The following is a 26,105-nucleotide window of genomic DNA, read 5'->3' as shown; positions in this document are numbered from 1 at the left end:
GACACAGCATGTACCAGGCCAAACGGCCTATCCACGCCACAAATATGACATCGGCAGCGCACATAGTTTGTCCCCCAAGGGCTGCACATAGGGAATCGGAGCCAAGACAAATCCTCCACGAAAAAGGGGCCCTAGTTTCTCGCTCAGTGCACGCAAATGCCGAACCTGTCCTGCCTTGACTGTCGCACCGGATTTAACCTCAAGCGCAGCGATGCTATTGTCGGCGAATTCGATGACAACATCCGCTTCCATCCCGGCACTATCACGCCAGTGGAGCAGCTGATGCTGGTTTTCAGCCCAACCCTGCTGGGCAGAAAGCTCCTGAAGGACAAACCCTTCGACCAAGTGCCCTAGGTGCGACTGCACCAGCGGATTCATGAGCATGTCTCGAGTTTGCCCCGCTAACCAGGAAGCCAGACCGGAATCAGTGACCCAGCTTTTGGGCTTGGAGATTTCTCGCGACGTCAGATTTGATTTCCATGCTTTCACCTGTGAGGAAAGAAACAGCCTTGACAATGTATCGAGGTAGGAGCGGACAGTGGACGCTGGGATTTCCGCTTCACGTGCGAGCTTCGCCGGAACTAACTCCCCCGCCTGATGTGCTGCGAGTAGTCGCAACAACGATTGCAACCTTCCCGGCTGTGCGCTTTCCCGGGATAGGGTTTCTTCAATCACCGTGACATGTGAAACATAAGACTCGAACCAAGCTCGGCGCATACGATCTTGCAGATCTAATGCAACCGGATAGCCGCCCTTCAGCACTTTGTCCACCAAGCCAGCTCGATCTACTTGTTCCGTAGGAACCGAACGCACAGGCAATCCGAGGAGCTCATCGAGCCTATCTACAAAGGCGCCGTCACTGACCGTTTCACAAATTTCTTGTTGGCTCAGTGGGTGCAAATGGAGATCAATAATTCTTCCTGCAAGGGAATCCTTCTTACCTACTCCCCGGGCAAAATCTGAGGAACCGGTAATGATGAATCGACCTGGCCGGCGGTTCCTATCCACCTCAGCCTTTAACGGCAGGGTGAGCTCGGGAAGCCGCTGGATTTCATCAATAATCAGCGTTGCGTCACCGCCTTGCTGCACAAAGGTCGTCGGATCTTCCTCCGCTAGTGAAAGGGCTGCGGGATCATCGAGCGTTACATATACCGCACGTTCAAGGCCGAGATGCCTTGTCAACGTCGACTTGCCAACCTGCCGTGCGCCCGTGACGTGGACAACGGGAGAGAAGGTCAATGCTTCTCGGGCAAAACCTTCCATGCCGCGCCTAATATACCGTTCCATAAATAACACTCTACCTGCAGTTGGTCATTCTGCAAGGGTTCGTCCGTCATTCTGCAGCTGTTTGTCCGTCATTCTGCAAGGGTTCGTCCGTCATTCTGCAGGACTTCCACAGTGCATGTCCGAGCCGGGCGCTAGAGTGTTGTCCATGAACTTCGACGCCACCCGTATGCTCTCCTTCGACCTCGAGACCACCTCCGTAAAGCCCAAAGAAGCCCGCATCGTCACCTCTGCCCTGGTTCGTATCGACGGGCGCGAGGTAGATAAGCGGGAGATGCTCGCTGACCCAGGCGTGGAGATCCCCGAGGAGGCCGCCAAGATTCACGGCATCACTACTGAGAAGGCCCGCGCGGAGGGTCGCCCGCACGACGAAGTCCTCAAGGAGACGGTCGATGCCATCTACCAGGCCTGGGAGGAAGGTCTTACGCTCATTGTCTACAATGCCTCCTACGATCTCTCCGTACTGCGCGCGCTGACCGGGGATTTCACGGTCAATGGTCCGGTATTCGATCCTTTCGTCATCGACCGGGTGAAGGACAAGTGGCGCAAGGGCAAGCGCACCTTGGAGGAGGTCTCCGCCCACTACGGCGTGGAGCTGAGCAACGCGCATGAGGCTACTGCCGACGCCCTCGCGGCCGCCCGCGTCGCTTGGAAGCAAGTGCGCCAGCACTTCCCCGAGCTAGCACAGATGGACACCAACGAGCTCATGGAATACCAGGCCGTCGAGTGGTACAAGGACCGCGAGTCCTTCAAGAAGTACCTGGAAGGACGCGGTCGGGATGCCTCGGATGTCTCCACCGCGTGGCCGATGATTTCTTAACTCCAGTACCCAATCCTCAACTAATCCTTGCCAGGTTTCTAGATTTCTGGAATTCTAGAAACCATGGACACAACAGTCGAAGCACGCCTCGCCGAGCTTGAAGCGCGCGTCGCCGCGCTCGAGGGGCGCACGAACACTGCCGACGCCAGACCTACACCCACCACCACTGAAGAAGACTCGACCTACTGGCTGGTCGACGCCCTCGCACCCAACGAGCAGCTTCCCGACGGTTCCGTCATCTTTGGCGGCAACATAAACGTCGGCAAGCGCTCGTACGCCTATCAATGGCAGCGCCCCACCACGTTCGTTACCGATGAGAGCTGGGCGGAGAATCTCGAGCGCCTCTCCGCGCTGGCCCATCCCGTCCGCGGCGAAATCCTCCGCCGCCTCCTCGCCGCACCCGCCACCGCCGCCGAGCTTGTCGAAGAAAACATCGTCTCCTCCACTGGCACCGCTTACCACCACTTGAGCGCTCTAACTCATGTGGGCTGGACCACGAAGTCTGGCGGCGAATACTCCATCCGCCCGCCCCGCGTCATTCCCCTGCTCACTATTATCACCGCAAGCGAGGACCATTAATGCGCAAAATTGTCTTAGCCGTTATCACTGCTATTGCCGTTGCCGCCGTCCTGCTTGTCGCAGGCCCACAAAGGATTACGCTGGCACAAGACAAGACTGGCGACGAAGCCCTAGCCACCCAGCTGGAACAGCACTCAGAGTCCGGCTTCCACAACCTCACCGCCTTCACCCTCCAGGACGGCAAGGCCACTTTCGCAGGACTGGGCAGCGACGAGCACACGGAGGTCGAAATTGGCTCCGTCACCAAGATGTTTACCGGCGAGCTAGCCCACCAGCTCGTTGAAGAGGGGAAGCTGAGCCCCGACACGACCGTCGGCGAAGTCCTCGAGATTGGCGATGCACCCGTCGCCGACGTCACCGTAAGGGAGCTACTCGACCACACCTCTGGCCTTCCTCGGCTGGCCAGCAACGATGTTCTAGGCAGCCTCATTTCGGCCATTACCGGCGCCAACCCTTATGAGGGCGAAACCACCGAGGACATCATGGATGCAGCCACGAAGTCTAAGTTGAAGGGCCGCGGCGAAGAGTCCTATTCCAATCTTGGATACGGACTCTTGGGCCACATGGTGGAAACCGCCGCTGGACAGCCTTATGAGCAGATGCTCAAGGAGCGCATCTTCAAACCGGCCGGCATGACGGAGACCTACCTCATGACGCCGGGCTCTGTGCCTGCCGACGCTCCACGCGGCCTAACCCCCACCGGCCGCCACGCTGAGCCGTGGGAGATGGAAGGCTCCGCACCCGCGGGAGCGATCCGCTCCACGGCGAGTGACATGGCCAAATTCGCTGAGTGGTTTATGAAGAACGGCGATATCGACTACGGCTGGCAGCCTCCCAGCGAGGACAATGTTGGGTACTGGCACAACGGCGGCACCTACGGTTACTCGACCATGCTCATCATCGATCCGGAAACCAAACGCGCCGCCTTCGCCAACAACGATTCCCTCGCCGGCACCGAAGACCTTGCCCAAGCTCTATTCGACGAGCTCGCATCCTAAGGAGTAAGCATGTTCCTCACCGTAGCGCTCGCCGTCATCACCGCTTCGGAGCTCTGGGCCGCATGGAAGGCCCTGCGAAAGCCCCTTTCCACGGCAAATCGCCTCGTCACCGCAACGATTGCGATCCTCGCCATACTCTTCATCGGCTACGTCATGCCCTGGCATACCTCGGTCAGTTTTGGCTGGTGGTACGCCCTTGTCGCAGCCTGCTCGCTACACATCGGCGCGGTAGCTTGGCAGGCCGTGCAGCCTTCTAGCCACGCAGACGCTGGTCAAGAAGCTCCCGTACGATAGCACTATGAGCTCCTCCCCTACCTGCACCGTTGAAATCCCAGACGTAGACAGTACAACCATCGCAACTCTTCAACACCGCGCCGCTAACGCTGGTGTTTCCCTCGAAGACTACGTGCGCAACATCCTCACTATGGCCGCGTCATCCCCATCCACTGCCAACAGAAAGCCCATCGAAGAAAAGGCGGCCAAACTCTCCCGTCGTGCACCTATCGATATGAAGGGAGACTTCGACGTCGTCGCCGCAATCCGCGCCGGACGAGACGCATAGAGGACTAGGGAGATCGTTGGTCTCTCTAGTCGACACCCTCAGAAAAGTCTCCCAAATCTCCACCTTTATAAAAGTCTCCCAAATCTCCCAATACTCTAGGATGAAGCTATGTCCCCGCACGAGAATCCCTTCCGCCCCACCTTCGGCGTTCCACCGCTATTCTGGGTCGGCCGCACGGCAGTGCTCGACACCTTCCGCGCAGCGCTTGACTCCCAACCAGGCAGCCCGGGCCGCTCGCTCATCATCAGCGGCGCCCGCGGTATCGGCAAGACGGTCCTGCTCAACGAGATAGAAGATATCGCCTCTAGTCGCGGGTGGATCACATTGCGTGCCTCGGGACGCAGCTCCATGGTTGACGAGCTCGTTGACACCACCATCCCGCGCATCATGGACAAGCTGGCCCCGGCGGACAAGCACAAGGTCAACCGCGTCGGCATTGGTGGTGTGGCAACCATTGGCATCCAGCACAACACTGAGGAAGCCTACAAACCCACGTTGAACACCCGCCTGCGCGAGCTTTTAGGCATGCTCAAAGGCACTGGCGTGCTGTTGACCATCGACGAGGTACAGGACGCATACGCGGAGGACCTAACTTCCCTGGCCGTGACCTACCAAGACTTGGTGCGCGATGAGCTCGATGTCGCTATTGTCGCCGCGGGCCTTCCGCAGGGAGTCAACCGACTGCTGGACCTGCCGGGCGTGACCTTCCTACGCCGCGCGCAAAGGTTCGTTCTGGGCCCGCTCTCCCCCGCGAACGCCGAGGTGGCCTTCACCGAGACCGCCGCACAGTCCGGGCTTGAATTCACCGATGATGCGGTAGCAGCGGCGGTGCGTCTGTCGCGCGGCTACCCCTACATGGTGCAGCTGGTGGGCTCACTGGCTTGGAGAAAGGCGCAGCGCGAGGGTGGGAGCAGTATCGAGGAGAGTGACGTCGCAGCGGTGTCAGCCGAGGCTATCTCGGTTTTGGGTGCCCAAGTCCACCAGCCTGCTACCCTTTCGCTTCCACCGGCCCAGCGCCTCTTCCTCGAGGCGATGAGCGCGGTCATGGAGGACGGTACGGCAGAAATCAAGAACATCGCCGCGCACCAGGACCGGACGGTGCGGTCCTTGTCGGCCACGCGCCAGCGGCTTATCGACGCCGACCTCATCGAACCCACCGCCCACGGCCAGCTCCAGTTCGTCATCCCGTATATGGAGTCTTTTTTCACCGCGACGGATAGCTTGGGGCGGGTTGACTAAAGGTCACCGGCATCGCGAGTGAGGATGCCGGCGGTCTCGGTAACCGAGCGCAGGGATCTGGCGGAGGCCTTGACGGGATAGACGTCGAAACGGTCGACGAGCAGGTCGCGCGGCATGCCGATGCGGTCGAGGTGCTGGGCCAACGCGATAGCCTCCGCGCGGGCATCGGAACCTTCAATGCCCAGACCAATCCGGTGGCCCGCGTTAAGGTGTTCGCCCAAGCCATCAAGGTGACGCGGGGTCTCCAGACCGCGGAAATCCGTGAGGAAGGTCGTGGCAGCAGGCGCTAGCGACCACAGCGGTGGGGCGTGTAGGTAGTCTGCTTCGAAGGATTGTAGGAGGTCGAGCGCGACCTCATCCGGGACCGCCGGGATGGTATCGAAATCTGTGGTGCCAGGGACGCGGCCGGCGATGATATCGGCAAGCAGGGGCTCGTCGAGCTGGACGACGACCTCCCCGTGGAAGCGACTAGCGACGTCCTCGGCGTGTGCATGGAGGCCGTGGCGGAGGGCGTCGGCAAGCTCGGTGAAGGCCCCGCGGTCGGTGAGCACGCGGTGACCATCGGAAAGCTCAATGCTCGCCGCAAGCGACCAGGGGCCGAGTGCTTGCACCTTGACGCGAGGCACGGTCTCGCCCCAGACTTCCTGGACCTCGTCGAGGTCGCGTTCCAAGCGGTCCCACGTGCGGCGGGTCAGCAGCTGCGGGCGCGCAGTCATGCGCCACGAGCGCGGGCCGCGGTCGATGGAGATGGCCTCCAGCATGCTGGCCGTGCGGCCCACCGCGTCGGAACCGAGGCCACGCTCGGGCAGCTGCGGGATGGCAGGAAGTTCGGTCTCCCCCATGATGATGTCCGCGGCCTCCGCCATGGAGGTGCCGGGCATGGGGCCAAGGGCAAATCCCGTCATCCGTTCTCCTTCCCGAATGTTTTTCTTCTAATACCGAATCAAAGACTACTGCGACATCTATAATGCAATTCACAAACCACTAAGTCGCAGATAGTAAAGGATACTCCCGTGGCACTTGAACAGTTTTCTGGCTGGACCTTCTATTCTCCTTGCGAGATTCCGAGCGATATTTCGTCAGTTCTCGCAGCCAACGAAAAGCCCATCTGCGCATTTAAAACTGTCCGAGACGCAGCGGTCTTCACTAGCCACCGATTGATTATCCGAGATTCTCAAGGTCTCACTGGAAAGAAAGTCGAAATCTATTCTCTCCCTTACTCCTCCATTAATATGTGGTCGACGGAGAATGCAGGGAAGCTCCTAGACGTAAATGCTGAACTGGAGCTCTGGACACGAGCTGGCCACTTCAAAATCAACATCGGGCCCAAAGTCGATATTCGGGCACTCGATCGACTCATCGCTGACTGCGTGCTTCGCTAAAGCTACTCGGTTCCGCAGATGGTGCCGGAGCCCAGGACAATATCGCCTAGCTCGTCCGGGCTCGGTAGGTAAAGCACGGCAGCCTGGCCACGAGCCACGCCGGAGAGCGGCTCCTTCAGTTCCAGCGTCATGCGGTCGGCTTCGCGGTCCACGTGAGCGTGGCAGGGAACGACGGAACCGTGGGCGCGCACCTGCACCTCGCAGTCGAAGTCACCTTCCATCGCGGGGTGCAGGTACTTCAGGCGGTCGGCCTCGATACGGGTCACGGCCAGGTCTGCGCGCGACCCGACGGTGACGGTGCCGGTGGCCGCGTCGATGTCGGTGACGTAGCGCGGGGAGCCGTCGGCAGTCGGCGTCTTGATGTCCAAGCCCTTGCGCTGGCCGATGGTATAGTTCCACGCGCCATCGTGTTCCTTGAGCTCATTGCCCTCGGTGTCCACGATCATGCCTGGACGCAGGCCGATGGAACGACCCAGGAAGGCCTGGGTATTGCCGTCCGGGATGAAGCAGATGTCATAAGAATCCGGCTTCGCCGCCGTGGAGAAACCATGGCGCTTGGCCTCCTCGCGGATTTGCGGCTTCGGGGTATCACCAATCGGGAAAAAGCAGTGGTCCAGCTCTTCCTTGGTAATAACGCCCAGCACATAGGACTGGTCCTTATTCTCATCCAGGGAGCGGCGCATGTAGCCGTCGTCATCGATAGTGGCGTAGTGGCCCGTGGCCACCGCATCAAAGCCGAGTGCCATGCCCTTGCGCAGGAGAGCTGCGAACTTGATCTTCTCGTTGCACCGCAAGCAGGGGTTCGGGGTCTCGCCGCGGGCGTAGGAGTCAACGAAGTCACCAATAACGGCTTCCTTGAACTCCTCGGAGAAGTCCCACACGTAGAAAGGAATGCCGAGCTTGTCACAAATACGGCGGGCATCGGCGGAATCCTCCAAGGAGCAGCAGCCGCGCGCCTTCTCACGAGTCTGCTGCGCATCCTTGTGCAGGGCCAGGTGCACACCAATGACCTCGTGGCCCGCCTCCACCGCGCGTGCGGCTGCGACCGAGGAATCGACGCCGCCGGACATGGCTACCAATACTCGCATGCTTTCCCCTTCTTCCTTCTTTCGTCCACTTAGGCTAGTCGCGGTGTACCCCATACCCCAACACACTGAACTCACGCTCTATTCCCTAAGCTAAAAGGCATTATGGGAAGAAAGCGCAACAAGACCGATTCAATCGCGGGCACCTACGAGATTTCCACGGGGGAGCTTGTCGTCGAAGCCGACCCGTTCCGCGATGGCGCCTTCATCTTCAACATCAACGGCGTACCCTCCTCACACCTCATCCCCGAAGAGCCACGCACCCTCGAATTCGAGTACATGCGTTGGATTGCTGCAGCGGTAGAAAACCTAGCGCCTGGCAAGCGCCTGCTCCACCTGGGCGGCGGTGGCTGTTCTCTCCCCCGCTACTTCGCAGACCTGTGGCCGGATTCCCACAACACGGTGGTGGAGCTCGACGCGAAACTGGCCGAGCTCATCCGTGAGCTAGTCGATATCCCTGCCGCTCCCCGCGTGAAAATCCGCGCCGGTGAGGCACGCGCGGTGACGGAAGGCTTCCCTCCGAATCGCTTCGACGTCATCATCCGCGACGTCTTCGCCGGCGCCGTCACGCCGGAGCCTCTCACCACCCAAGAGTTCTTCCAGCACGCCCACGCCACGCTCACTCCGGGCGGGCTTTACGTTGCCAACTGCGGTGACCACTCCGACCTGCAAGGGGCGAAGGCAGAACTCGCCGGAATGGCAGAAGTCTTTGCACACGTCGCCGTTATTGCCGACCCTCCCATGCTCAAAGGCCGGCGCTACGGCAACATCATCCTCATCGGCTCAGACACCGAGCTGCCTGGCGACGGCTCCCCGCAAGCCGCCGCGCTTGCTAAACCACTGCTGTCCGGTGCGGTGCCCGCGCACTTCCGCGACGAGTCCTGGACCCGCCGCTTCTTTAAGGGGGCTAATCCGCGCCACGACGCCCCATCACCGCGTAGCGATTAACGCAGACTATTGAGCAGATCCGCCACTTGCTTGGAGTCGAGATTCGGCACCGCAACGCCTGCGGCGTGACCCGCACTGCGCGCGGCGCGGTCGGCGTTCTCCACGTCCTGCTGGCTGACATTATCGGCATCAACATCCTGCAGGTGCTGCGCATTGTCCAAGAAGATGGCCAAGTCACCAACGCTAGCGTCATTGTTGGACATGTCTTTGAGGTCATCGGCGCTAATAACGCCGTCGTTAAGCAGCTTTTCCGCTTGCTTGATAAGACCGGTCGCATCGACATCGAGCCCCGCGTTCTTGGCGGCATCGGCGACGGCCGGCACGGCCACAGCACCCGCTGCCAGAGCCAGGATTCCAGCGATCAGCACGCCGGCGTCGTCGCCTAGGTCAATACCCGGGATGACCATGTCATCCAAGATGCCGCCGAAGTCGATGTAATTGCCACCGGAGAAGGACTGCAGCTGTGCCTCAGTACCGTTAAAGAGGTTCATGTCAACATCGGTTTCGATACCGGCAACGCGGCCGCTGCCGGAGCGCTGCCAGAAGGCCAACTTGTCCCAGCCTCCGACTGGGTCCGGCGCGGTGTCCTGGTAGGCGGCCAGCCACAGCGGGTACTCGGAGAAGCGTGTGGAATTGCCCATCTGGCCCATCCAGAAGTACTTGTAGGTGTACAGCATCGGCGTGCGGCCGGTTAGGGTTTTCACCTCAGTCATGAAGGTGTCGATCCACTCCTCCAGCTGAGCTGCGCTCAGGCCCTCATCGACCTCAATGTCCAGCACCGGCGGCAAGGTTTGCGTCGGCACCAGCGCAATCTGGGAGGCGAAGCTCGCTGCCTGCTGCTTGGCATCACCAGCCGGGCGCGCGTAGTGGTAAGCGCCGACCTTCAGACCAGCCGCTGCGGCGGCATTGGCATCGCGTACGAAGTGGTTGTTAACAAACCCAACGCCTTCAGTGGCCTTCACAAAGGCATAGGACTGGCCATCAGACTTCACAGCGTCCCAATCGATTCCGCGAAGGGACGCGTGGTTATTGCCGGAGACGTCCACACCGGAAGGCGCGTAGGACGGGATGGCAACGGCGGTGGATACGGACAGTGCCACGGCCGCTACTGCGGTAACGGCGGCGGTAACAAGGCGACGTGCATGGCTCATGCGCGCCACACTACCGCTTTAACAACATGAGTAACAGATGCAACACGCAAAACTTTAAACTCGTTTGCCACAGTTTTAACACCGCCACCAACGCCGTCCCGATAAACCGGTGCAGCGAAGGAACGGGCAATGCTTGGCGACGCCCCTACGAAAGGTCCGGTCATCAGGACTAAGAGCTTCAACAAAGTTGTCAGCAATCGGAAGACTGGAGCCGCTCCAGTTATGTGTGTCGCTTTTTGACCGGATAAACCTTGTGCTCCGGGTCGTACCAAAGCACACGAAACAGGCTTCCTGAGCGGAACCCCCACAACCGGCAGGCACCACTCAATCTAAAACGGAAGACTCGTTCTTCATTTTGGTCCAGCTGTCGTAGTCGATTCTGCGCAGCTTTACTCAATTCGTTTATTGCGTGATCATGGTTGCGTCGGTGCCCCTTGGATCCTTCGTTTTCACACTCCGCCCAAGTCTTCTTAGTTAGATCATCAAGGAACTTTAGTAGTTCCACTGTCTCGTTGGCACTCAAATCCCACCGGCGCCCGTCACCAGCACCGGGAACTTCGTCTATCTCCCTAGCCGTCCAACGAACTAATTCGTTCTTATATGAGGCATCTAGTGTTGCGCTCACCGGAACCTTTTTATCATCAGCCGTGGCAACCAGAGGCGGCACGTATTTTCCACCAGCGTTATTCCTTTGGCGCGCAAGCTTCTTTTTCTTACGCTTTCCGCTTCCCATCGTTATGCGCTAGCCGCAGATTGCATGGCACTGTAAAAGTCTTGCATGACCTCTAGGCTGACTTCGTTCGTGGAGGGAGCGCCATCTGCAACGCCCACGCGCGCCTCGCGCCACGGACGTTCATTATGAGACAAATCGCTCAGCTGCTGACCGTTCAAGTGACCATAAGCAGCTAAGACTGCATCAATGGTGTCTTTCTCATCTGCATTTAACTGAGTAGAGTCACCGGGAAACATGTCAGTGCTCGCGGTGAATTCTCCGCGGTGGCACTTATAAAGGTCACGGCAAACAGGACCGTTAGCCCATGCCTCTATGCGGGAATTGAACAAGGGCTTTTCATCCCACACGAGACTCCATGCTTGGGCGTAGTAAACGAGCTTCTGGAGCTTCATAGTGCTTACACCAGAATCAACGTTTTCCAGAATGTAACGAGCTACATCGTTGACGCGCGCCATATCCAGCTCCTTTCGCCCTTGTCCTGGTGCATGTTTCTACCCTTCACTTTCTATTATCCACCAGACTGTGCGTGCACCAACAGATACACGAGAAGTCTCGTGTGCGTCCCCCCATCAGTGTGGCATAGGCAAAGAGCCTACTCGCTTTACAAACACCACTTGACTCCTTATTACCATACATCTGGCGGACAAATTTGGCTCCCGACTACTTGGAATTCAATCCATCCACAATCCGTACCGTCTCCATGGCCACGCGCACGACTTTCCCGATCAGGTCCACGATGTAGCGCGGATTGCCTACCTCGTCGGCCCAATCGTTCGGGTCATTGACGATGCCCGAAGCCTTGTCTTTCTTGACCTGGTATCGGTCAATCAGCCACGCGACTGCCGAGCGCGAGCCCAGCATGTACTCATCCGCTTCTTCCGGGATACCGGCGATGGTCACGCGCTTGTTGTAGATCAGCTTCGTCACGTCATTGCCGTTCTTTCCCGTCTCCGGATCCTTGCGCTTGGCCCACTTCATCTTGAGCACGCGCCACGTCTCACGGTCGGTCTCATCGCCCTTGACTTGAATGTCCAGTGTCCACGGCTCCACGGTCTCATAGTCGACGTGAAGGTCCATCAGCTCTTGGCCAGCAGCCGCGAACGTGTCGAACTCCGCACGCAAGCTCGGCGTCTCAATATGCGGGAGCATCTTCTTCAAGTCAGCCGCGTACTTCGTGCGATAGACAGGGTCATGCAGCTTGCCGTAGACAAAGTGGAAGATGTCATCGCCCGTGATGTCCGCACCCAACGCATCACGGTAGAGAGCCTTTATCTCATCAGTGATGTTGTCCACGCGCACGTAGCCGTCGACGACTTCACCAATCGAACCGTAGATGCTGGCTTCTCCCTGCTTGACCGCGGTCCCCTCACCGAACAGCCCACCGTCGTCGGCTTCGACGGCGGCCCAGGTGAAGCGGGGGAAGAATTGGCCGCCCGACCCTGCACCAGTCACATGTAGATCAGGCAGCAAGTTCGTTGCGATCACAGAGAAAGGAACAGCTGAACCATTTCCAACTTGATAGAACCCGATGTTTCGGTGCACTGGGGTCGGGAACATCGACGGGAGCTGGTACGTCATGTCGTTCAGCGACTGCTCAAAATACCCTCGCTGTTTCATAAACGGGCGGTAGAGCGAACCGTAAATACGATCAGGCTGAACGAGAATCTCAGCGCCTTTTGCAGCTAAATTTTTTAGCGTGCGATTCCAAGACACCTTTGTTATATCTGCGTATTGTGGATGCACTCGCAGGAAAGCCGTTACATCCTGTTCCTTGGGTTTAGTGATCCCTTGGTCAACTAACCATTTTTGAAGCGAAGTTGTTGCTTCAGTGTATGTACCAGTCAAGATCCCCAGCTTAGAGAGCAATTGGCCGTCGGTCTGCGCATAGGCCCAAGCGTCACGAGCAGTTGACAGGCCGCGAGAATATACTTCGAAAACCTTTACCGCGGCACCATTCTTTTCGCCAACAACTGGCCATTTCTCGAACTCTTCCGACCGCTGATTAAGCCAGTCGCCTTCCCTGTTCGGCGAAATTTGTTGCCATTCCATGCGTTCCACGGTTGAGTTTTCAACGATCTCAAGTTTCTCATCACGGGTAGCACAATCGGGGGTCTGTACATAGTGCAAATCAAAGCGCGTCTTGTTCGGGTCCTTTACTCCGATAAAGATTGCGATCGTCGTCTGTGAACCGGCCCCAAAGATCTGACCTCCCTCTGCTCGCCAATTGGAGTTACGCATATTGCCACGAAGGTTGAACACATAGAGGTCGGTGAAGTCTTCCGCCATCGACAGGCGCACTCCGTCGCCGGTGTTGCCGTCGATCCATCCGCCGTTAGAGACGAACGCAACGACGCCCTGGTCGCCAATGCGGTCAGTGGCCCAGCGGAAAGCTCTTAGGTAGGAGTCGTACAGCGAGTTCTTATTGGTCGCGGTGGACTTTGCGGCGTACGTTTCCGCAATGCGCTTATCTAGGCTCGGGTACTTCAGGTTTGCATTGAGGTCGTTCGCGGACTTCTGCCCTGCCGAATACGGCGGGTTACCAATCACAACGTTGATGGGCGCTTGCTTCTGGCGCTCGATGGTCTCATTGTTCTCGCGGAAGATATTGAGGTCTGGGATGTCACCTTCCTCGTGGATCTGGAATGTATCGGCCAGGGCTATGTTGGTGAAGGGCACGTACTCGGGTGCGGGTTCGCCATTGCGCAGGGCTGCCTCTTCGCGCAGGGCGTTGTAGGTGGTCTCAATATTCACCGCTGAAACGTAGTAGGCCAGCAGCATGATCTCGGTGGCGAAGAGCTCGTTGGCGTACTTGCGGGCGAGGTCCTCCGGCTTAATGAGGCCGGACTGCAGCAGGCGGACCGTTAAGGTCGAGGTGCCAGCGAAGGGGTCGAGGATGCACACGCCCTCATCGGTCAATCCCTTGCCAAAGTGCTTCTTGGACACGTCATCGGCGGCACGCAGGATGAAGTCGACGATTTCGACTGGGGTGTAGACAATGCCGAGGGCCTCAGATTGCTTCTTGAAGGCCTTGCGGAAGAAACGCTCGTAAAGCTCCTTGATGACCTGCTGCTTGCCGGAAGCGGAATTCACCTCAGAAGCACGGACGCGGACGGACTCGTAGAACTTCTCCAGGGACTCGGTCTCAGTATCGAGGTTTGCCTTGGACAAGGCCTTGACCATCTTCTCCATGACCTGAGCCACGGGGTTGTGGGTGATGAAGTCATGATTCTCAAAGAGTGCGTTGAAGACCGGTGCCGTAATCAGGTGCTGCGAGAGCATCGAGATGGCATCTTCTTCGCTGATGCCGTCGTTGAGGTTATTGCGCAGGCCTTCAACGAAGCTGTCGAATTCGGTGCGGAGGGAGCCATCGGCGCCGTCGAGAAGCGCCTTGATGCGGGTGATTTGGTTTTCTGCGATGGTGGCAACATCATCAGCCCAGTCTTCCCAGTAGGTGCGGGTGCCGACCTTGTCCACCAGCTTGGTGTAGATCGCTTCTTGCCACTGTTCCAGCGGAAACAGTGCCATCTGTTTAGCGAGATCCCTGCGTCGCTCTGCTTCGTCAATATCGCCGCCACCGGTATTCGCGTCGCTGCTATTGAGCTTCTCCCGAGGGTCTTCTTCCTTCTTGACATCGTTTGGATCGTCAGGAATCGGATTCACCGGAATTGGGATGATCGGGAGCTCGTTGGGGTCGCCATTCAGAGCAATCGAATTAATCTTCGCGTTAAAGCGGTCATCGTGGGCGCGCAGAGCGTTGAGGATCTGCCAGACCACTTTGAAGCGCTGGTTGTCGTTGAGAGCTTCTGCTGGAGAGACATTGCTGGCCACGGCCACGGGCAGAATGATGTAGCCGTAGTCCTTGCCCTCCGACTTGCGCATGACGCGGCCAACGGACTGGACCACGTCCACCATGGAGTTGCGGGGGTTGAAGAAGATAACGGCGTCCAGCGCCGGGACGTCTACACCCTCAGAAAGACAGCGCGCATTGGTGAGCATGCGCGACTGTTGCCCCCCCCCTGAAGGAGCCTCCAGCCACGAAAGCTTGGTGCCGCGCTCCATGGCATTCATGCCGCCGTCGACGTGCTGGGCGGCGACGTGGAGATCGACGTTGGTGAGGGAGACGTCGTTAAGCACTGCCTTTTCTTTGAGCAGTTCTTGGTGGGTGCCGATGAGTGAGGGGTAGGTCTCCGCAATGAGCTGGGAGGTCTTGATGTCCTTGGCAAAGGCCACGGCGCGCTGCATGGGCTGGGCGTCTTCCTCAAAGCCGCCCTTCTTGCCCTGCAATTCACCGGAGCGCTTGGCCAAGCCGTTCCAGGCACCAATCATGGCGGAGGCGAGTGAAAGGTTGACCTGGTTGTTCTCACTGTGGGCCATGGCTTGGGCGGCCACGGATTCATCCACGGTCATGACAAGCACCTTGTAGTCAGTAAGCAGCCCCTTGTCCACGGCTTCGCCAAAGCCGAGGCGGAAGAACTCTGGTCCGTAGATGGCTTCATCATCCATAGAGGCCAGCTCCGCGGAGTGCTCTTCGGCCTTGCCCTTGACGGCTTCGTCATAAAGGCGCGGGGTGGCTGTCATGTAGAGGCGCTTGGCTGCCTTGATGTAGTCGGCATCGTGGACGCGGACAAAGTTGCTGGCGTCCTCACCGGCCAAGGTGATGCCGGTGGTGCGGTGGGCTTCATCGCAGATGACGAGGTCGAAATCATCGAGGCCTACCTGCTGGGCATCTTGTACTGCCTGGATGGACTGGTAGGTGGAGAAGACGATATTGAGGCCCTTGGCGCGCTTGCCGGATTCAAAGCGCGTGGTGATGTCCTTGCCTTCGGTGGAAACTGGGACCTCAAGGTCATAGACGGCGATGTCCTCGGCCTTCTTGGAGACCTTGCTGTCGGAGCACACCGCGAAGGCGCGCATGTCGAGGCGGCCCTGGGCGGTCCACTCCTTCAAGGTTTGGGAGAGCAAGGAGATGGACGGCACGAGGAAGAGAATCCGGGCCTTGCCGCCGTTGTCCTCAGCGACGCGTTCCGCCAGGCGCAGGGCGGTGAAGGTTTTTCCGGTGCCGCAGGCCATGATGAGCTTGCCGCGGTCATGGGTCTTGAATCCTTCGATGGCTTTGTCGATGGCCGCCTGCTGGTGTGGGCGGGGTTCAAAGGTCTCGCGCTGGGAGAGGTTGATCTGGATGGTTTTATCGCGCACTTCCGAGCCAGGGAAGGCCACGTCCCAGTTGATGGGTGATTCCGCGATGGCGGAGATGCCAATGCGGCTGGTTGGAATGATCTGGTTGGACAGGGCGTCCTCCGCATGGGAGGACCAGTGGTCCGTGGTGGAAATAATCAGGCGGCTGCCGAAGTGCTGGCGGCCTTCTTCCGTTTGGAAGGAATGACCAGAGGCTTCGAAGAAGGAATCCAGGTGGGACTTCTGAATGCGCGCCTTAGAGTCATAGAACTTGCACTGGATGGCGGTCCACGTGCCGTCATCCACGCGGCGGGCCACCAAGTCGATGCCGGTGTCAGCCTTGCCGCCGTTGTAGCGCCAATCCGTCCAGCGGCAGACCTCATCGAACTGGTTCTTTAAGGTCGGGTCGGTCTTGAAATAGTTGACCATCAGCTTCTCAAAGGCAATGCCGTACTTTGCCTTCGGTTGGTTTTCACGCAGCTGGTCTAGGACCTCAGAGAACTTCGACATGAGAACATTGTGCCCGAAGGTGTGCACGAGGTTCTGTCAACACACTGGTCTTAGCGTGGATCTGCTTTGCTGGGTTCCGTTGCGCTTTACTCCGCTTTGGCTTGTTTACGCTCAGCCAGCCAGGTCTTCACAGCTCGGGCGGCGTCGGCTGCGCGCATGTCGGGCACATAGGCGTGAACGACGGCGAGTCCAATGGCGGGCAGTGCCAGCTCATCGTTGTAGGCCAGGTACCACTTGTGCTCTTCCGGCTGGAACTTGCGTTTGGAGGCAGCCAAGCTGCGGAAGCCGTAGAGGGGTTCCATTTCTTCGCCGAGGCGGGTGAGGAGGGCGTCGAGAAGCCCGGGTTCCTCTGGTGTACCTGACAGGGGCGCGCCGGAGAGCGAAATCCAGGCGCAGCCTTCGCCGGCGGCGATGATCATAGCCTCAGAGATGAGTAGCTCGATTGCCCCCTTGAAGCCGTGGTCGGCGCGGCGCATGACGTCGAGGGTGTAGCCCACCACGCTTCCGTTCTCACGAACAGGGAGCCAAGATGTCACGCCGTGCAGCGTGCCGTCCTCCCCCAGCGCGAGCAGTAGCTTGGTGCCTTCCTCCCGCAGCTCGTTAACACCGCCCAAAGTAAAGCCCATCTCTGGGAGAGCTTTGTCAGAGACCCATTCTTCGGAGAGCTCGGCAATTTTGTTGCGGGTGGCAAGATCGAGGTCCTTCCACTCCGTCCACAGCGTGGTGACGCCCTCTTTGCCGGCCTTGTTGCGGGCGGTGCGAATGTTCTGGAATTTCTTGCCTTTGAACTCCGTGTTAGAGGTGTCCAGGACGGCCTCCTCAGCTACTTCGAGGCGGCGGAAGCCGGGACGGGTAAAGCTTTCCCGTACCGAGTACCAGGCCGGGCGCCAGCCTTGTTCGCGGGCGAATTCTTCGAAGGCCGCTGCGGTGGCCTGCGGGTCATTGCCCGCCGGCTCGCCGAGGCTGAGTGCAATGCCGTTGTGGACGCGGTAGGCCACGTAGTTGCTGTCGTTAAAGAAGTAGCGGTTCCCCTTCCACAGGGTCATAGCGGAGAGGTGGTCACCACTGCCCTGCTCCAGGATGGCGCGAGCGTGGTCACGAACCTCAGCGGCCTCGGGGTTCGCAGGAGTAGCGAACATGCGATAGACCACCCAGGAGGTGTACATCCAGAACAGAGTGCCGACCCACTCGTAGAAAGCCCACGTCAACCAGGTGGTCGGCGCGAGCTTGAGCGGAAGTAGCGTAGCCACGACTGGCGGGACATAGCGCAGAGGGAGTTCGGCCAGGATCGATCCGGCAGTGGCTGTCTCGACGAAGCCGTCCTTGAAAAGTAGTGCGCCAACGCCCCAAAGAGCGGCCGTGATGACAAAGGCAGCTGCGATCTTTCCTGCGGCTCGGCCCAGCGCGCGCACACTTTCGTGGATGTGGAACACGCGGCGGTTCCAGATGAGCACGACGAAGCAGGTGGCCCAGGGCAGGACCACAGCGGCGAGATTCACGCCGTAGAGCACAAGGCCTTCTTGGCTAAAGTCCCACAGCTGAGCTAGAAGCACAGCGATGACGAGTACCTGGGTAAGGACGGATAGCAACCACGCAAGACGGCGTCCGCGGATGAGGCCGAAGCACAGTACGAGTTGGATGATGAGCGGCATGACGCTGGCGATGGCCGGACCCACGCCGTGGACGCGGGCGAAATCAAGGGCAGCTTGGCAGGCCTGGCTTGTGGGGTCAGCCTGGCAGATCTCAGTGGCGTGATAAGCAGCAGAGTTGAAGGACCACATCAGCCGGGTGACTGGGCTGAAGGGCCCTTCCGCCAGTGGGTCGAGCGCCACGAAGGCTGGGCCGATGGCTACCACTCCCACGATGAGCGCGGTGAGAACTCGGCGCTCGGGCACCGAGGCACGATGGAAAGCGGCTGGGCGCTGCGCGCTCGTGCGGGGCACAAAGACACTCCATGCGATACCGGCCGCGATGGACAGCACCGAGGCGCTCACGCCGAGGGCATCGCTCAAAGTACCGCCATACAGGGCCATGGTGAGCGTCAGGGCGAGGATGCTGAGGCGTACGCGGCGCTGCCAGAGGCGCGGCATCCACGCAGAAGCGAAGCCGGCTGTGCCCACTATGAAACCGATGGGTGATAAATCAGTGGAGCTCAGAAGATCATCACCCCAGCGGTTGAGGCCGATTTCTTCGATCCCGTGGGCGGCCACATAGGCCACGGGAACGGAGATAAGCTGCGCGGCAATACCAACGGCAAGTGTCCGCACGGAGCCCAACCGGTATTCCGAAGGAAGAACGAAAGCTAGGGCCATGAGGGTGAGTGCCACAACTGCGCCGAAAGTACGGCCGGTCAGGCCGATGGTTTGCGTAATGCCCGCCAGCCCTGGAACCGCGTAGGTCACGATGACCAATACCCACATCAGAAGGATCAACACCCACGTCACCGGAATGCGCCGCGCGAGGTGTCGGAGGTTGTTAGCGCTGAAGATCTGCATCTTGTACTCCATCGAAAGAATCGGTGAGGTCTGCCAGCCCGCCCCGGCGGGCAACCCAGGCAAATACTTCGCGCAGGGCGGGACGCCACACCTCGAAGGAATGGCCGCCCGGGCGGGAAGTGTAGTAGGTGGCCATGCCGGCGCCTCGTGCGGCGTCGTTCAGTTGGCCGAGCGCTTTCACCGCAGCAGTATCCCGGTTACCGGCGATGAAGATGGCCTGGTGATCGGGGTACTTTTTCGTCGCCAGCAGGTGTGCAGGATTAGCGGCTTGGTAGGCGGCTTCATCGCCACCATAGAACTTGGACACGGTGGCGGCGTGGTTTCCAATAGTGGGTTCGGCCTCGCCGGAGATGTCCACTGCCTGGCCATAGGCTTCGGGATGATTGGTGAGGATCTGTAGTGAACACGTCCCTCCGTATGACAAACCAGCGACGGTCCAATGTTGTTGATTCTCGTCGACACGGAAAGCGGTCTTGATTCCTGTCGGCACGTCGGTCGTTAGGTAGGTCATGACCTTGGCCACGGAGGTGTCCGCGCAGATGGGGTTGGCGGTCTCACTGCCGGTGGCATCGACCGCCACGACGATGGGGCTTAGTCCCCCATTGGCGCGTTGGAAGGCATCGGCGGTTTCGGCCGCCTCGCCGGAGCCGAACCACTGCTCCGGACCACCCGGGTTGCCGTGGAGCAGGACTAGAACGGGAAGGTTTATATCCTTTTTGCTCCAATAGGCCGGCGGGATGTAGGCAATGGCCTGGCGCGCGCTGAACCCTGAGATGGCACCCGGAAGATCCACGTGCACAATCACAGCGGAATCCGAGGATTTCATGGCCTTGAATTGGCTGTAGTCCATCTCTTGGGCCACCGGCGTGGGATCGAGCGAGGCGATGTCCGGATAGGACTGGTACTCCATATTGGCCAGACCGGCTACCGCAAGTGCCGAGAATGCCGCAATCACGGCCATGAGGACTCGTCGGCCCGCATGGTGAATGAGGGAGATGAGCGCTGCAATGGGGACAAGCCCGGCAACAAAGAGGTAGAACGGGACGTCCCAGTGCTTGAGCACGAAGAATGCCACGGTGGCAATGACTGCGGCGAGAAGGAAGGACACGACATCGCGTTTGCGCAGGCGCCACGCAATGAGCAGCGCACTGATGACCAAGATAGCAATGTAGATCCCACCGTTCACGGGGTCCGTCAGCGGTAGGCCTAGCACAGACTGGATGAAGTTATTCACGGATTAAACATAGACCCACGCCGTGGCGAAAGCGCTGTAGTCTCCCTGTGAATATGCCCGAATAGCTGTGATCTTGATTGAATACTTGCGCTAAACCGAACGAGCGCGACGAATGATCTCCGGAAGCTCTGCCAGGACCACGTCAATGTCCTCTTCGGTGGTGAGGCGTCCCAGGCTAAAGCGCAGGGAGCCGCGTCCGTGTTCCTCGTCGATGCCCATGGCCTCGAGCACGTGGGACATGCGGTTAACACCCGCGTGGCAGGCGGAGCCGGCGGAGGCTTCGATACCGGCGGCATCCAGCAGCATGATGAGGCTGTCCCCATCCGTGCCAGGGAAGGACACGTGCAGGTGGGAAGCCAAGGTGGGCTCGACGGAGTTGATGATGACGTTGTCGATACTGTCCTCAATGCCGGCCTTGAGCTTGTCGCGGAGTGCGCTCAGGCGAGCGGTCTCCTGCTCCATGTCCGCGACAGATTCACGCAGGGCCGCGGCGAGTGCGCTCGCGCTGGCCACGTCCACGGTTCCGGGGCGGATGCCGCGCTCCTGGCCGCCACCGAAGGCGATGGGTTGAGGCGCCGGGGTGCGGCGCGCGAGCAGCAGGCCAATCCCGCGCGGCCCGCCGAACTTGTGGGCGCTGGCCGCCAATGTGGTGGCACCCAGCTCATGAAAATTGATGGGCAGCTTACCGGTGACCTGCACGGCGTCGATGTGCACAGGGGTGTTCTGCGCGGCGGCGCGCTGGATAATGTCCCCAACCGGCTGGATGGCGCCGGTCTCGTTGTTGGCCCACATGCAGGTGGCCACCGCGGCCGGGGTATCCAGGGCTGCGAGGTCGCTGACGTGGCCGGTGGAATCAACCGGAAGCAGGTCAACGGTAGCGCCATGCTCAGCGCGCAGCTTGTCCACGGTCTCGAGGACGGCGGGGTGCTCGATGGGGGTCGAGATGATGTGCTTCTCCGCCTCCGGTGCTGCGCTTTGCGCAGCACGGAAGAGACCCTGGATTGCGATGTTGTCGGCCTCCGTGCCGGAGGAGGTGAAAACTACCTCGATGGGTTCGCAGCCCAGCAGCTCGGCGACGGTCTCGCGGGCGTCATCCAACACGGAGCGCGCCTTGCGCCCGGAGCCATAGGCAGAGCCGGGGTTCAGGGACCCGGCGGCGTCGACCCAGGCGTCGATGGCACACTGGCGCATGGGTTGGGTAGCTGCGTAATCGAGGTAGCGAGGCATTAGTTGCCGGCCCCCTTGCGGGACTCAAGCTCGGAGACCAGCGCCGGGGCGATCTCGTGGAGGTCGCCCACCACGCCGAGGTCGGCGATCTGGAAGAACGGCTCGTCCTGGTCTTGGTTGACCACAACGATGGTCTCCGAGGTCTGCATGCCGGAGGTGTGCTGGATTGCACCGGAAATACCCAGGCCGATGTAGAGCTTCGGGGAGACGGTCACGCCGGTCTGGCCCACCTGGTGGGCCGGGTCGTAGAAACCCTCATCCACGGCGTCGCGGGTGGCGCCGACGGCGCCACCGAGGACGTCGGCAAGCGGCTCCACCACGTCGGCGAATTTGTCGCCCACGCCGCGGCCGCCGGCGACGACGACCTTCGCGGAGGTCAGCTCCGGGCGGGCGGTCTTCTCCGCCGGGGTGAAGGTGGTGACGATGACGTCCTTCGCGGTGGCGGCGGGCAGTTCGAAGGGAGCGGGTGCCGCGGTGACCGGCTGGGGTTCAGCAGCCACGGAGCCAGGGCGCAGGGTGTAGACCACAGAGCCGGTGGCCGTGGAGGAGGTCTCGTAGGAGCCGCCGAAGATGGTGTGGTGCGCGGTGCCGTCAGCGTTGATGCCGTCGACGTTGACCAGGGCGCCCGAGCCCAGGCGGGCGGCGAGGCGGCCGGCGATCTCGTTGTTGGTCGGGGTGGCGGCCAGCACGATGGGCGCCGGGTTGTTGGCGGCCAGGGCGTGGAGGGCGTCGACCTCCGGGGTAACGATGCGCTGCTCATAGTCCGCGGCGGTGGCCTGAACTACCTGGGCTGCACCGAGGTTGCCCAACTCGGCGTCGAAGGAGGCGGCGGTGGCGGCGTCCTTGGCCACGACCACGGCGGAGACGGTACCAAGTGCGCGGGCGGCGGTGATGAGCTCGCCGGTAACGGGGCTGAGCTGCTCTGCTTCGTGCTCAACCAGGACATAAACGTGAGACATATCTTTTCTCCTTTAACCCTCGATGAGATTCTTGGCGGCCAGGAAGTCCGCGACCTTGGCGGCAGCCACGGCCGGATCAGGATCGGTGATGACCTCACCGGCGGTGCGGGCCGGGCGCTGCGCGGAGGCGGTAACCGTGGTGGTGGACGGCACGCCGTCGATGCCCAGGTCCGCCACGGCGAGCGTGGTGACCTCAGCCTTCTTGGCGGCCATCAGGCCCTTGAAGTTGGGGAAGCGCGGCTTGTCAGCCTTGTCGGTAAAGGACAGGATGGCCGGAAGGTTAGCGCTAAGCTCCCAGTGGCCGTGGGCGTCCTCGCGGGTGCCGGTGGCGGTGGCCCCAGCCAGGGAGGCTGCCTTGAGCTCAGTAAGCGCGGGCAGCTGGCGGTACTCGGCCAAGAGTCCTGCGATAAGACCGGTGGAGGCATCCGAGGAATTATTGCCCAAGGTGATGACCTGGACCTCGCCGAACTTCTCGGCCACCTTGTTGATGGCTGCGTTGAGGGCCCAGGCGGTAGCCAGGGCGTCGGCGCCAGCGAGGGCGTCGTCCGTCACGTGCACGGCGTGATCCGCGCCCATGGCCAGGGCCTTGCGCAGGGCCTCATCGGCAGCGGCCGGGCCCATGGTAAGCGCCACGACCTCATAGCCGGCATCAGCGTTATCGTCGCGCAGGCGCAGGGCCTGTTCGACGGAGTACTCGTTGACCTCGTCGATGACGTTATCCACCGAGGTGCGGTCCAAGGTGTGGTCCGCCTCGAGGGTCTTCGTTGACCACGTATCCGGTACGTGCTTGACCAGAGCCACAATGACTGGCATGTGGGCACTTCCCCTTCCGTAAATTTTGAAACTATTAGGGTGCGTAATTACCTTCGGACGATACTACTCGCGGTCCACACAACACCGCGACTCCCTTCGCCCCGATGCGCGTGACCACGAGGGTCTTGGCCGTTGAACCCTTCAGCTTGAGCTTCTTGCGCAACTGATCCGGGTTGACATCTTGCCCGCGTACCAGGATTTCCAGCGAGCCAACATCATGGGCAACCATGGCCGCCTTGAGCTTTTTCATGGGGACCATCTCGATGAATTCAAATCCGGACGTGCCGTGAGGCAGGCGGTCACCGGTGAGGTAGGCAATGCGCGGGTCCAGTTGGTGCAGGCCTTCCCGCGCGGCGTAGTGGCGCACCAGCCCGGCGCGCACGATGGCGCCGTCGGGGTCGATGAGGAAGCGGCCGATGGGGCCGGCGTCGGGAAGCTCGTGCTCTGCGATGCCGTCATCAATGACGTCCGTGTGTATTCCTTCGGGCGTGGTGGTGAGGACCACTGCCCTCTTCCCCGTTCCCAGCCCCGGGGTGTACAGGCAGGTCTCCTTCACCCCGCCGTCGAGGCTGACCACGCAGGCCAGCCCCTCCCATTCGGAGTGGTCGATTCCCGGCGCGCATTTGATGGCCATCTCACCGTGGGTAGCTAGCAGGTCTGCCGGTGGTGGTAGCAGTTGGTCAAGCCGGGTGATGCGGTTGCCGCCTTGGCGCCGGGCGGGATCGGCGATGCAGACCTGGGCGGTGGTCGTGGTGGTCAGAGCATCTGCGCGAAAGACGGGGTGCTCAATGTTGTGCCGCGCCATGGCTACGCGCGAGGCGTCAAGGTCGCTGCCCACATAAGCGCCGGGACGATAAGCCTGCCCCTCGGTGCCGATGGAACACGTGAGGTCGTGGACGAGGTCCACGTTGCGCTCCTGGAGGAATTGTGCGCGGTAAGCCGCCACCGCAGGTGGCGTGGCCTGTTGTGCAGAGTCGTGGTCCATGAGCCAATCCTGCGGCAGCTTTCCGGAACTGCGTGCTTGGATGAGCTCAGCTACGGCGCGCCCATAATCACCGAACTGGGCCTGCAGCTTGGCGACGTCCCTCAGGTGTGCCTTCTTTGTTCCCTCCAGGTCCGCCGCGGCGGCGTCGATGGCGGCTGCATTCTCGCGCAGGAAGGCGACTTCGTCCAGCGTGTAGCTCATGGTGTGCTTTTCTAAATGCGGTTGACGGGGAATGTGGTGAAGTACTCGCGGTAGCGTTCATCGTCCCGGGGATCCCCGATGATGGGGCGCAGATCGGAGAAGGAGGCATCGTCCAAGACTTCCTTGACGCTGGAATAGGACGTGAGGCGCTTGAGCTGCGCCCAGGTGGGGATGGCTAGGCGTACCAGCCCGGCGCGCCAGCCGTCGAGTACCAGTTGTGGGTCGAACCAACCGGCGTCATCGGCCTCCCCTGTTTCGCCATCCGGTTCTTGGCCCTCGGGAAGCACACCGATGAAAAAGAAGGTGTCGAACCAGTGGTTATTGTCCTCGCCTGCCCAGCGGGACCAGGGAAGGAACATGTCGGCGTCGACACGCATGCCGTTGTGTTCCAGGAATTCGGTAAAAGAAATCTCGTGGGATTCCAGTAGCTCGCGCTCGCGGTGATAGCGCGAGGCATCGGAGACTAGGCCGTCTTCGCGGATGGCCAGCAGCGTGCCGGCCTCTTCGAAAAGTTCCCGGGCCGCGGCGAAGACAAGGGCGTGGGCCTTGTACTTGGTGACACCCATGCGGCGTGCCATGGACACCACTGAGCGGCCTGCCCACAGTTCGCCGGAGTCCCAGGTGCGGGGTGGGAAGTCACGCGGGTCTACCCCGCCGCCGGGAAACACGACGTGGCCGGGGTAATTGCGCATGGTGCGCACGCGTTCCTGGATCCACACGCGCAGACCCTCTGCGGTATCGCGCAACAGGAGGACGGTAGCGGCCAAGCGTGCCCCATTGAAGCCGGTGGTTTCGCCAGGGTCGATGGCGTCAAGGCTGTCGTGGATGGACTGGCTCATGCAACTTTCCGTGCCCGCGAAGGAGCAGAATTCTTGGGGTGAACTAGAGATTAGCGGGTGCGCCGGGCGAAGTACCGCTCCCCAATGCGATCCACCTGGATGGGCTGGTGGAAGGCCTTGGAGAGGTTTTCCGACGTCAGGACAGAATTAATGAGTCCTTTGGCCACGACCTTACCCTCATCCAAGAGCATCGCATGCGTAAACCCGTAAGGTATTTCCTCCACGTGGTGGGTGATCATGACAATCGCCGGGGCATCCGCATCGAGCGCTAGGTCCCCGAGGTAGCCCACCAGGTCCTCGCGTCCACCCAAGTCCATGCCGGCGGAGGGCTCATCCAGGATGAGCAGCTCCGGGTTGGCCATGAGCGCGCGGGCGAGGATGACGCGCTTCTTCTCGCCTTCGGAAAGGGTGCCCCAGGTGCGCTTGGCCAAGTGGGATGCGCCAACTTGAGCCAGGATGTCATCTGCTCGGGAGAAATCCATGTCTTGGTAATCCTCGCGCCAGCGTCCAAGCACGGCATAGCCGGCGGAGACCACGAGATCATCCACGCGCTCATTGTCCGGGATGCGGTGCTGGACGGCGGCGGAGGAAATGCCGATGGCTGCGCGCAGATCGCGCATATCTGTCTTGCCCAGCCGCTCCCCCATCAGGTAGGCCACGCCCGCGGACGGAAACTCTTCGGCGGCAGCTATCCGGACCAGCGAGGTCTTGCCCGCACCGTTGGGGCCGATAATAACCCAGCGCTCGTCGAGCTCCACCTGCCAGTCGATGGGCCCCACCAGCGTGCGTCCGCCCCGTCGCAATTCGACGCCGCGGAAGTCAATCAACCAATCCTCGTCGGTGTCCATCAGTTCAGGGTCTTGCTGGCTTTGTTGCTCTGGAGTGT

23 protein-coding genes are annotated in these 26,105 nt (G+C 60.5%); 8 read left to right on the top strand and 15 right to left on the bottom strand.

What is annotated here, in order from left to right; all coding sequences use genetic code 11:
- Positions 1-27: 27 nt before the first annotated feature.
- Positions 28-1,287 (bottom strand): ATP-binding protein, encoded by a 1,260-nt coding sequence (locus tag HMPREF2967_RS08930; RefSeq protein ID WP_070565045.1) that lies wholly within the window; start codon positions 1,285-1,287, stop codon positions 28-30.
- A 145-nt stretch (positions 1,288-1,432) separates the two neighbouring features.
- Here HMPREF2967_RS08930 and HMPREF2967_RS08925 point away from each other — a divergent pair, with 145 nt between their 5' ends.
- The 6 genes from HMPREF2967_RS08925 (at position 1,433) to HMPREF2967_RS08900 (ending at position 5,482) form a co-directional block, all read left to right on the top strand.
- Entirely contained in the window at positions 1,433-2,104 is a 672-nt protein-coding gene (locus tag HMPREF2967_RS08925; RefSeq protein WP_070565048.1) for a 3'-5' exonuclease, read from the top strand.
- Positions 2,105-2,167: 63 nt separating this feature from the next.
- Positions 2,168-2,683 carry an ArsR/SmtB family transcription factor gene (locus HMPREF2967_RS08920; protein ID WP_070565051.1) on the top strand — a complete coding sequence of 172 codons (516 nt, stop codon included), beginning with the start codon at positions 2,168-2,170 and terminating at the stop codon, positions 2,681-2,683.
- On the top strand, positions 2,683-3,681 hold the full coding sequence (locus tag HMPREF2967_RS08915; RefSeq protein WP_070565054.1) for a serine hydrolase domain-containing protein: 999 nt from the start codon (positions 2,683-2,685) through the stop codon (positions 3,679-3,681). The genes HMPREF2967_RS08920 and HMPREF2967_RS08915 overlap by 1 nt, the downstream gene beginning before the upstream one ends.
- Before the next feature lie 9 nt (positions 3,682-3,690).
- Positions 3,691-3,975, top strand: coding sequence for a hypothetical protein (locus HMPREF2967_RS08910; RefSeq protein WP_070531130.1), 285 nt, complete (start codon positions 3,691-3,693; stop codon positions 3,973-3,975).
- A gap of 4 nt (positions 3,976-3,979) precedes the next feature.
- On the top strand, positions 3,980-4,243 hold the full coding sequence (locus tag HMPREF2967_RS08905) for a FitA-like ribbon-helix-helix domain-containing protein (RefSeq protein ID WP_070565057.1): 264 nt from the start codon (positions 3,980-3,982) through the stop codon (positions 4,241-4,243).
- Between the two features lie 108 nt (positions 4,244-4,351).
- Positions 4,352-5,482 carry an ATP-binding protein gene (locus tag HMPREF2967_RS08900; protein ID WP_070531133.1) on the top strand — a complete coding sequence of 377 codons (1,131 nt, stop codon included), beginning with the start codon at positions 4,352-4,354 and terminating at the stop codon, positions 5,480-5,482.
- On the opposite strand, the gene HMPREF2967_RS08895 is transcribed toward HMPREF2967_RS08900, so the two are convergent.
- Entirely contained in the window at positions 5,479-6,387 is a 909-nt protein-coding gene (locus HMPREF2967_RS08895) for a uroporphyrinogen decarboxylase/cobalamine-independent methonine synthase family protein (RefSeq protein WP_070565060.1), read from the bottom strand. The two genes, HMPREF2967_RS08900 and HMPREF2967_RS08895, sit on opposite strands and share 4 nt — an antisense overlap.
- A gap of 108 nt (positions 6,388-6,495) precedes the next feature.
- On the opposite strand from HMPREF2967_RS08895, the gene HMPREF2967_RS08890 reads away from it, so the two are divergent.
- On the top strand, positions 6,496-6,864 hold the full coding sequence (locus HMPREF2967_RS08890) for a PH domain-containing protein (protein ID WP_070565063.1): 369 nt from the start codon (positions 6,496-6,498) through the stop codon (positions 6,862-6,864).
- Positions 6,865-6,866: 2 nt separating this feature from the next.
- Here the strand turns inward: HMPREF2967_RS08890 and mnmA are convergent, their stop codons facing one another.
- Positions 6,867-7,952: a tRNA 2-thiouridine(34) synthase MnmA gene (gene mnmA, locus HMPREF2967_RS08885; protein ID WP_070565066.1), complete on the bottom strand. Its 1,086-nt coding sequence runs from the start codon at positions 7,950-7,952 to the stop codon at positions 6,867-6,869.
- Between the two features lie 102 nt (positions 7,953-8,054).
- Between mnmA and HMPREF2967_RS08880 the strand changes: the two genes are divergently transcribed.
- Positions 8,055-8,897, top strand: a complete 843-nt coding sequence (locus tag HMPREF2967_RS08880) for a spermidine synthase (RefSeq protein WP_070531139.1) — start codon at positions 8,055-8,057, stop codon at positions 8,895-8,897.
- On the opposite strand, the gene HMPREF2967_RS08875 is transcribed toward HMPREF2967_RS08880, so the two are convergent.
- The 12 genes from HMPREF2967_RS08875 to HMPREF2967_RS08825 all read right to left on the bottom strand — a co-directional run bounded on the left by HMPREF2967_RS08875 (position 8,894) and on the right by HMPREF2967_RS08825 (position 26,067).
- The gene (locus HMPREF2967_RS08875; RefSeq protein ID WP_070531264.1) at positions 8,894-10,048 is read right to left on the bottom strand and encodes a glycoside hydrolase family 25 protein; all 1,155 of its coding nucleotides are present in this window, start codon (positions 10,046-10,048) and stop codon (positions 8,894-8,896) included. The two genes, HMPREF2967_RS08880 and HMPREF2967_RS08875, sit on opposite strands and share 4 nt — an antisense overlap.
- Positions 10,049-10,268: 220 nt before the next feature.
- Positions 10,269-10,781, bottom strand: a complete 513-nt coding sequence (locus HMPREF2967_RS13140) for a hypothetical protein (protein WP_144269113.1) — start codon at positions 10,779-10,781, stop codon at positions 10,269-10,271.
- A 2-nt stretch (positions 10,782-10,783) separates the two neighbouring features.
- A complete protein-coding gene (locus HMPREF2967_RS08870) occupies positions 10,784-11,236 on the bottom strand; it encodes a Panacea domain-containing protein (protein WP_070531141.1) in 453 nt (150 codons plus the stop codon).
- A gap of 205 nt (positions 11,237-11,441) precedes the next feature.
- Positions 11,442-16,466, bottom strand: a complete 5,025-nt coding sequence (locus tag HMPREF2967_RS08865) for a DEAD/DEAH box helicase (protein ID WP_070686110.1) — start codon at positions 16,464-16,466, stop codon at positions 11,442-11,444.
- An 86-nt stretch (positions 16,467-16,552) separates the two neighbouring features.
- Positions 16,553-18,961 carry a bifunctional lysylphosphatidylglycerol flippase/synthetase MprF gene (locus tag HMPREF2967_RS08860; RefSeq protein ID WP_070686102.1) on the bottom strand — a complete coding sequence of 803 codons (2,409 nt, stop codon included), beginning with the start codon at positions 18,959-18,961 and terminating at the stop codon, positions 16,553-16,555.
- Positions 18,942-20,195: an alpha/beta hydrolase gene (locus HMPREF2967_RS08855; protein ID WP_070531144.1), complete on the bottom strand. Its 1,254-nt coding sequence runs from the start codon at positions 20,193-20,195 to the stop codon at positions 18,942-18,944. Before HMPREF2967_RS08855 ends, HMPREF2967_RS08860 begins: the two co-directional genes overlap by 20 nt.
- A gap of 90 nt (positions 20,196-20,285) precedes the next feature.
- Positions 20,286-21,422, bottom strand: coding sequence for a cysteine desulfurase family protein (locus HMPREF2967_RS08850; protein ID WP_070531145.1), 1,137 nt, complete (start codon positions 21,420-21,422; stop codon positions 20,286-20,288).
- Positions 21,422-22,381 carry an electron transfer flavoprotein subunit alpha/FixB family protein gene (locus tag HMPREF2967_RS08845; RefSeq protein ID WP_070531146.1) on the bottom strand — a complete coding sequence of 320 codons (960 nt, stop codon included), beginning with the start codon at positions 22,379-22,381 and terminating at the stop codon, positions 21,422-21,424. The genes HMPREF2967_RS08850 and HMPREF2967_RS08845 overlap by 1 nt, the downstream gene beginning before the upstream one ends.
- A gap of 12 nt (positions 22,382-22,393) precedes the next feature.
- Entirely contained in the window at positions 22,394-23,194 is an 801-nt protein-coding gene (locus HMPREF2967_RS08840) for an electron transfer flavoprotein subunit beta/FixA family protein (protein WP_070531147.1), read from the bottom strand.
- A 34-nt stretch (positions 23,195-23,228) separates the two neighbouring features.
- A complete protein-coding gene (locus tag HMPREF2967_RS08835; RefSeq protein ID WP_070531148.1) occupies positions 23,229-24,380 on the bottom strand; it encodes a THUMP-like domain-containing protein in 1,152 nt (383 codons plus the stop codon).
- A gap of 11 nt (positions 24,381-24,391) precedes the next feature.
- Entirely contained in the window at positions 24,392-25,219 is an 828-nt protein-coding gene (locus tag HMPREF2967_RS08830) for an NUDIX hydrolase (RefSeq protein WP_070531149.1), read from the bottom strand.
- 50 nt (positions 25,220-25,269) lie between these two features.
- The gene (locus HMPREF2967_RS08825; RefSeq protein WP_369816032.1) at positions 25,270-26,067 is read right to left on the bottom strand and encodes an ABC transporter ATP-binding protein; all 798 of its coding nucleotides are present in this window, start codon (positions 26,065-26,067) and stop codon (positions 25,270-25,272) included.
- Positions 26,068-26,105: the final 38 nt, after the last annotated feature.

The organism is Corynebacterium sp. HMSC059E07 (assembly GCF_001814395.1).
GTDB lineage: Bacteria > Actinomycetota > Actinomycetes > Mycobacteriales > Mycobacteriaceae > Corynebacterium > Corynebacterium hesseae.
Note: the sequence above shows the minus strand (reverse complement) of the source record. Positions and strands in the feature narration are given on the sequence as shown.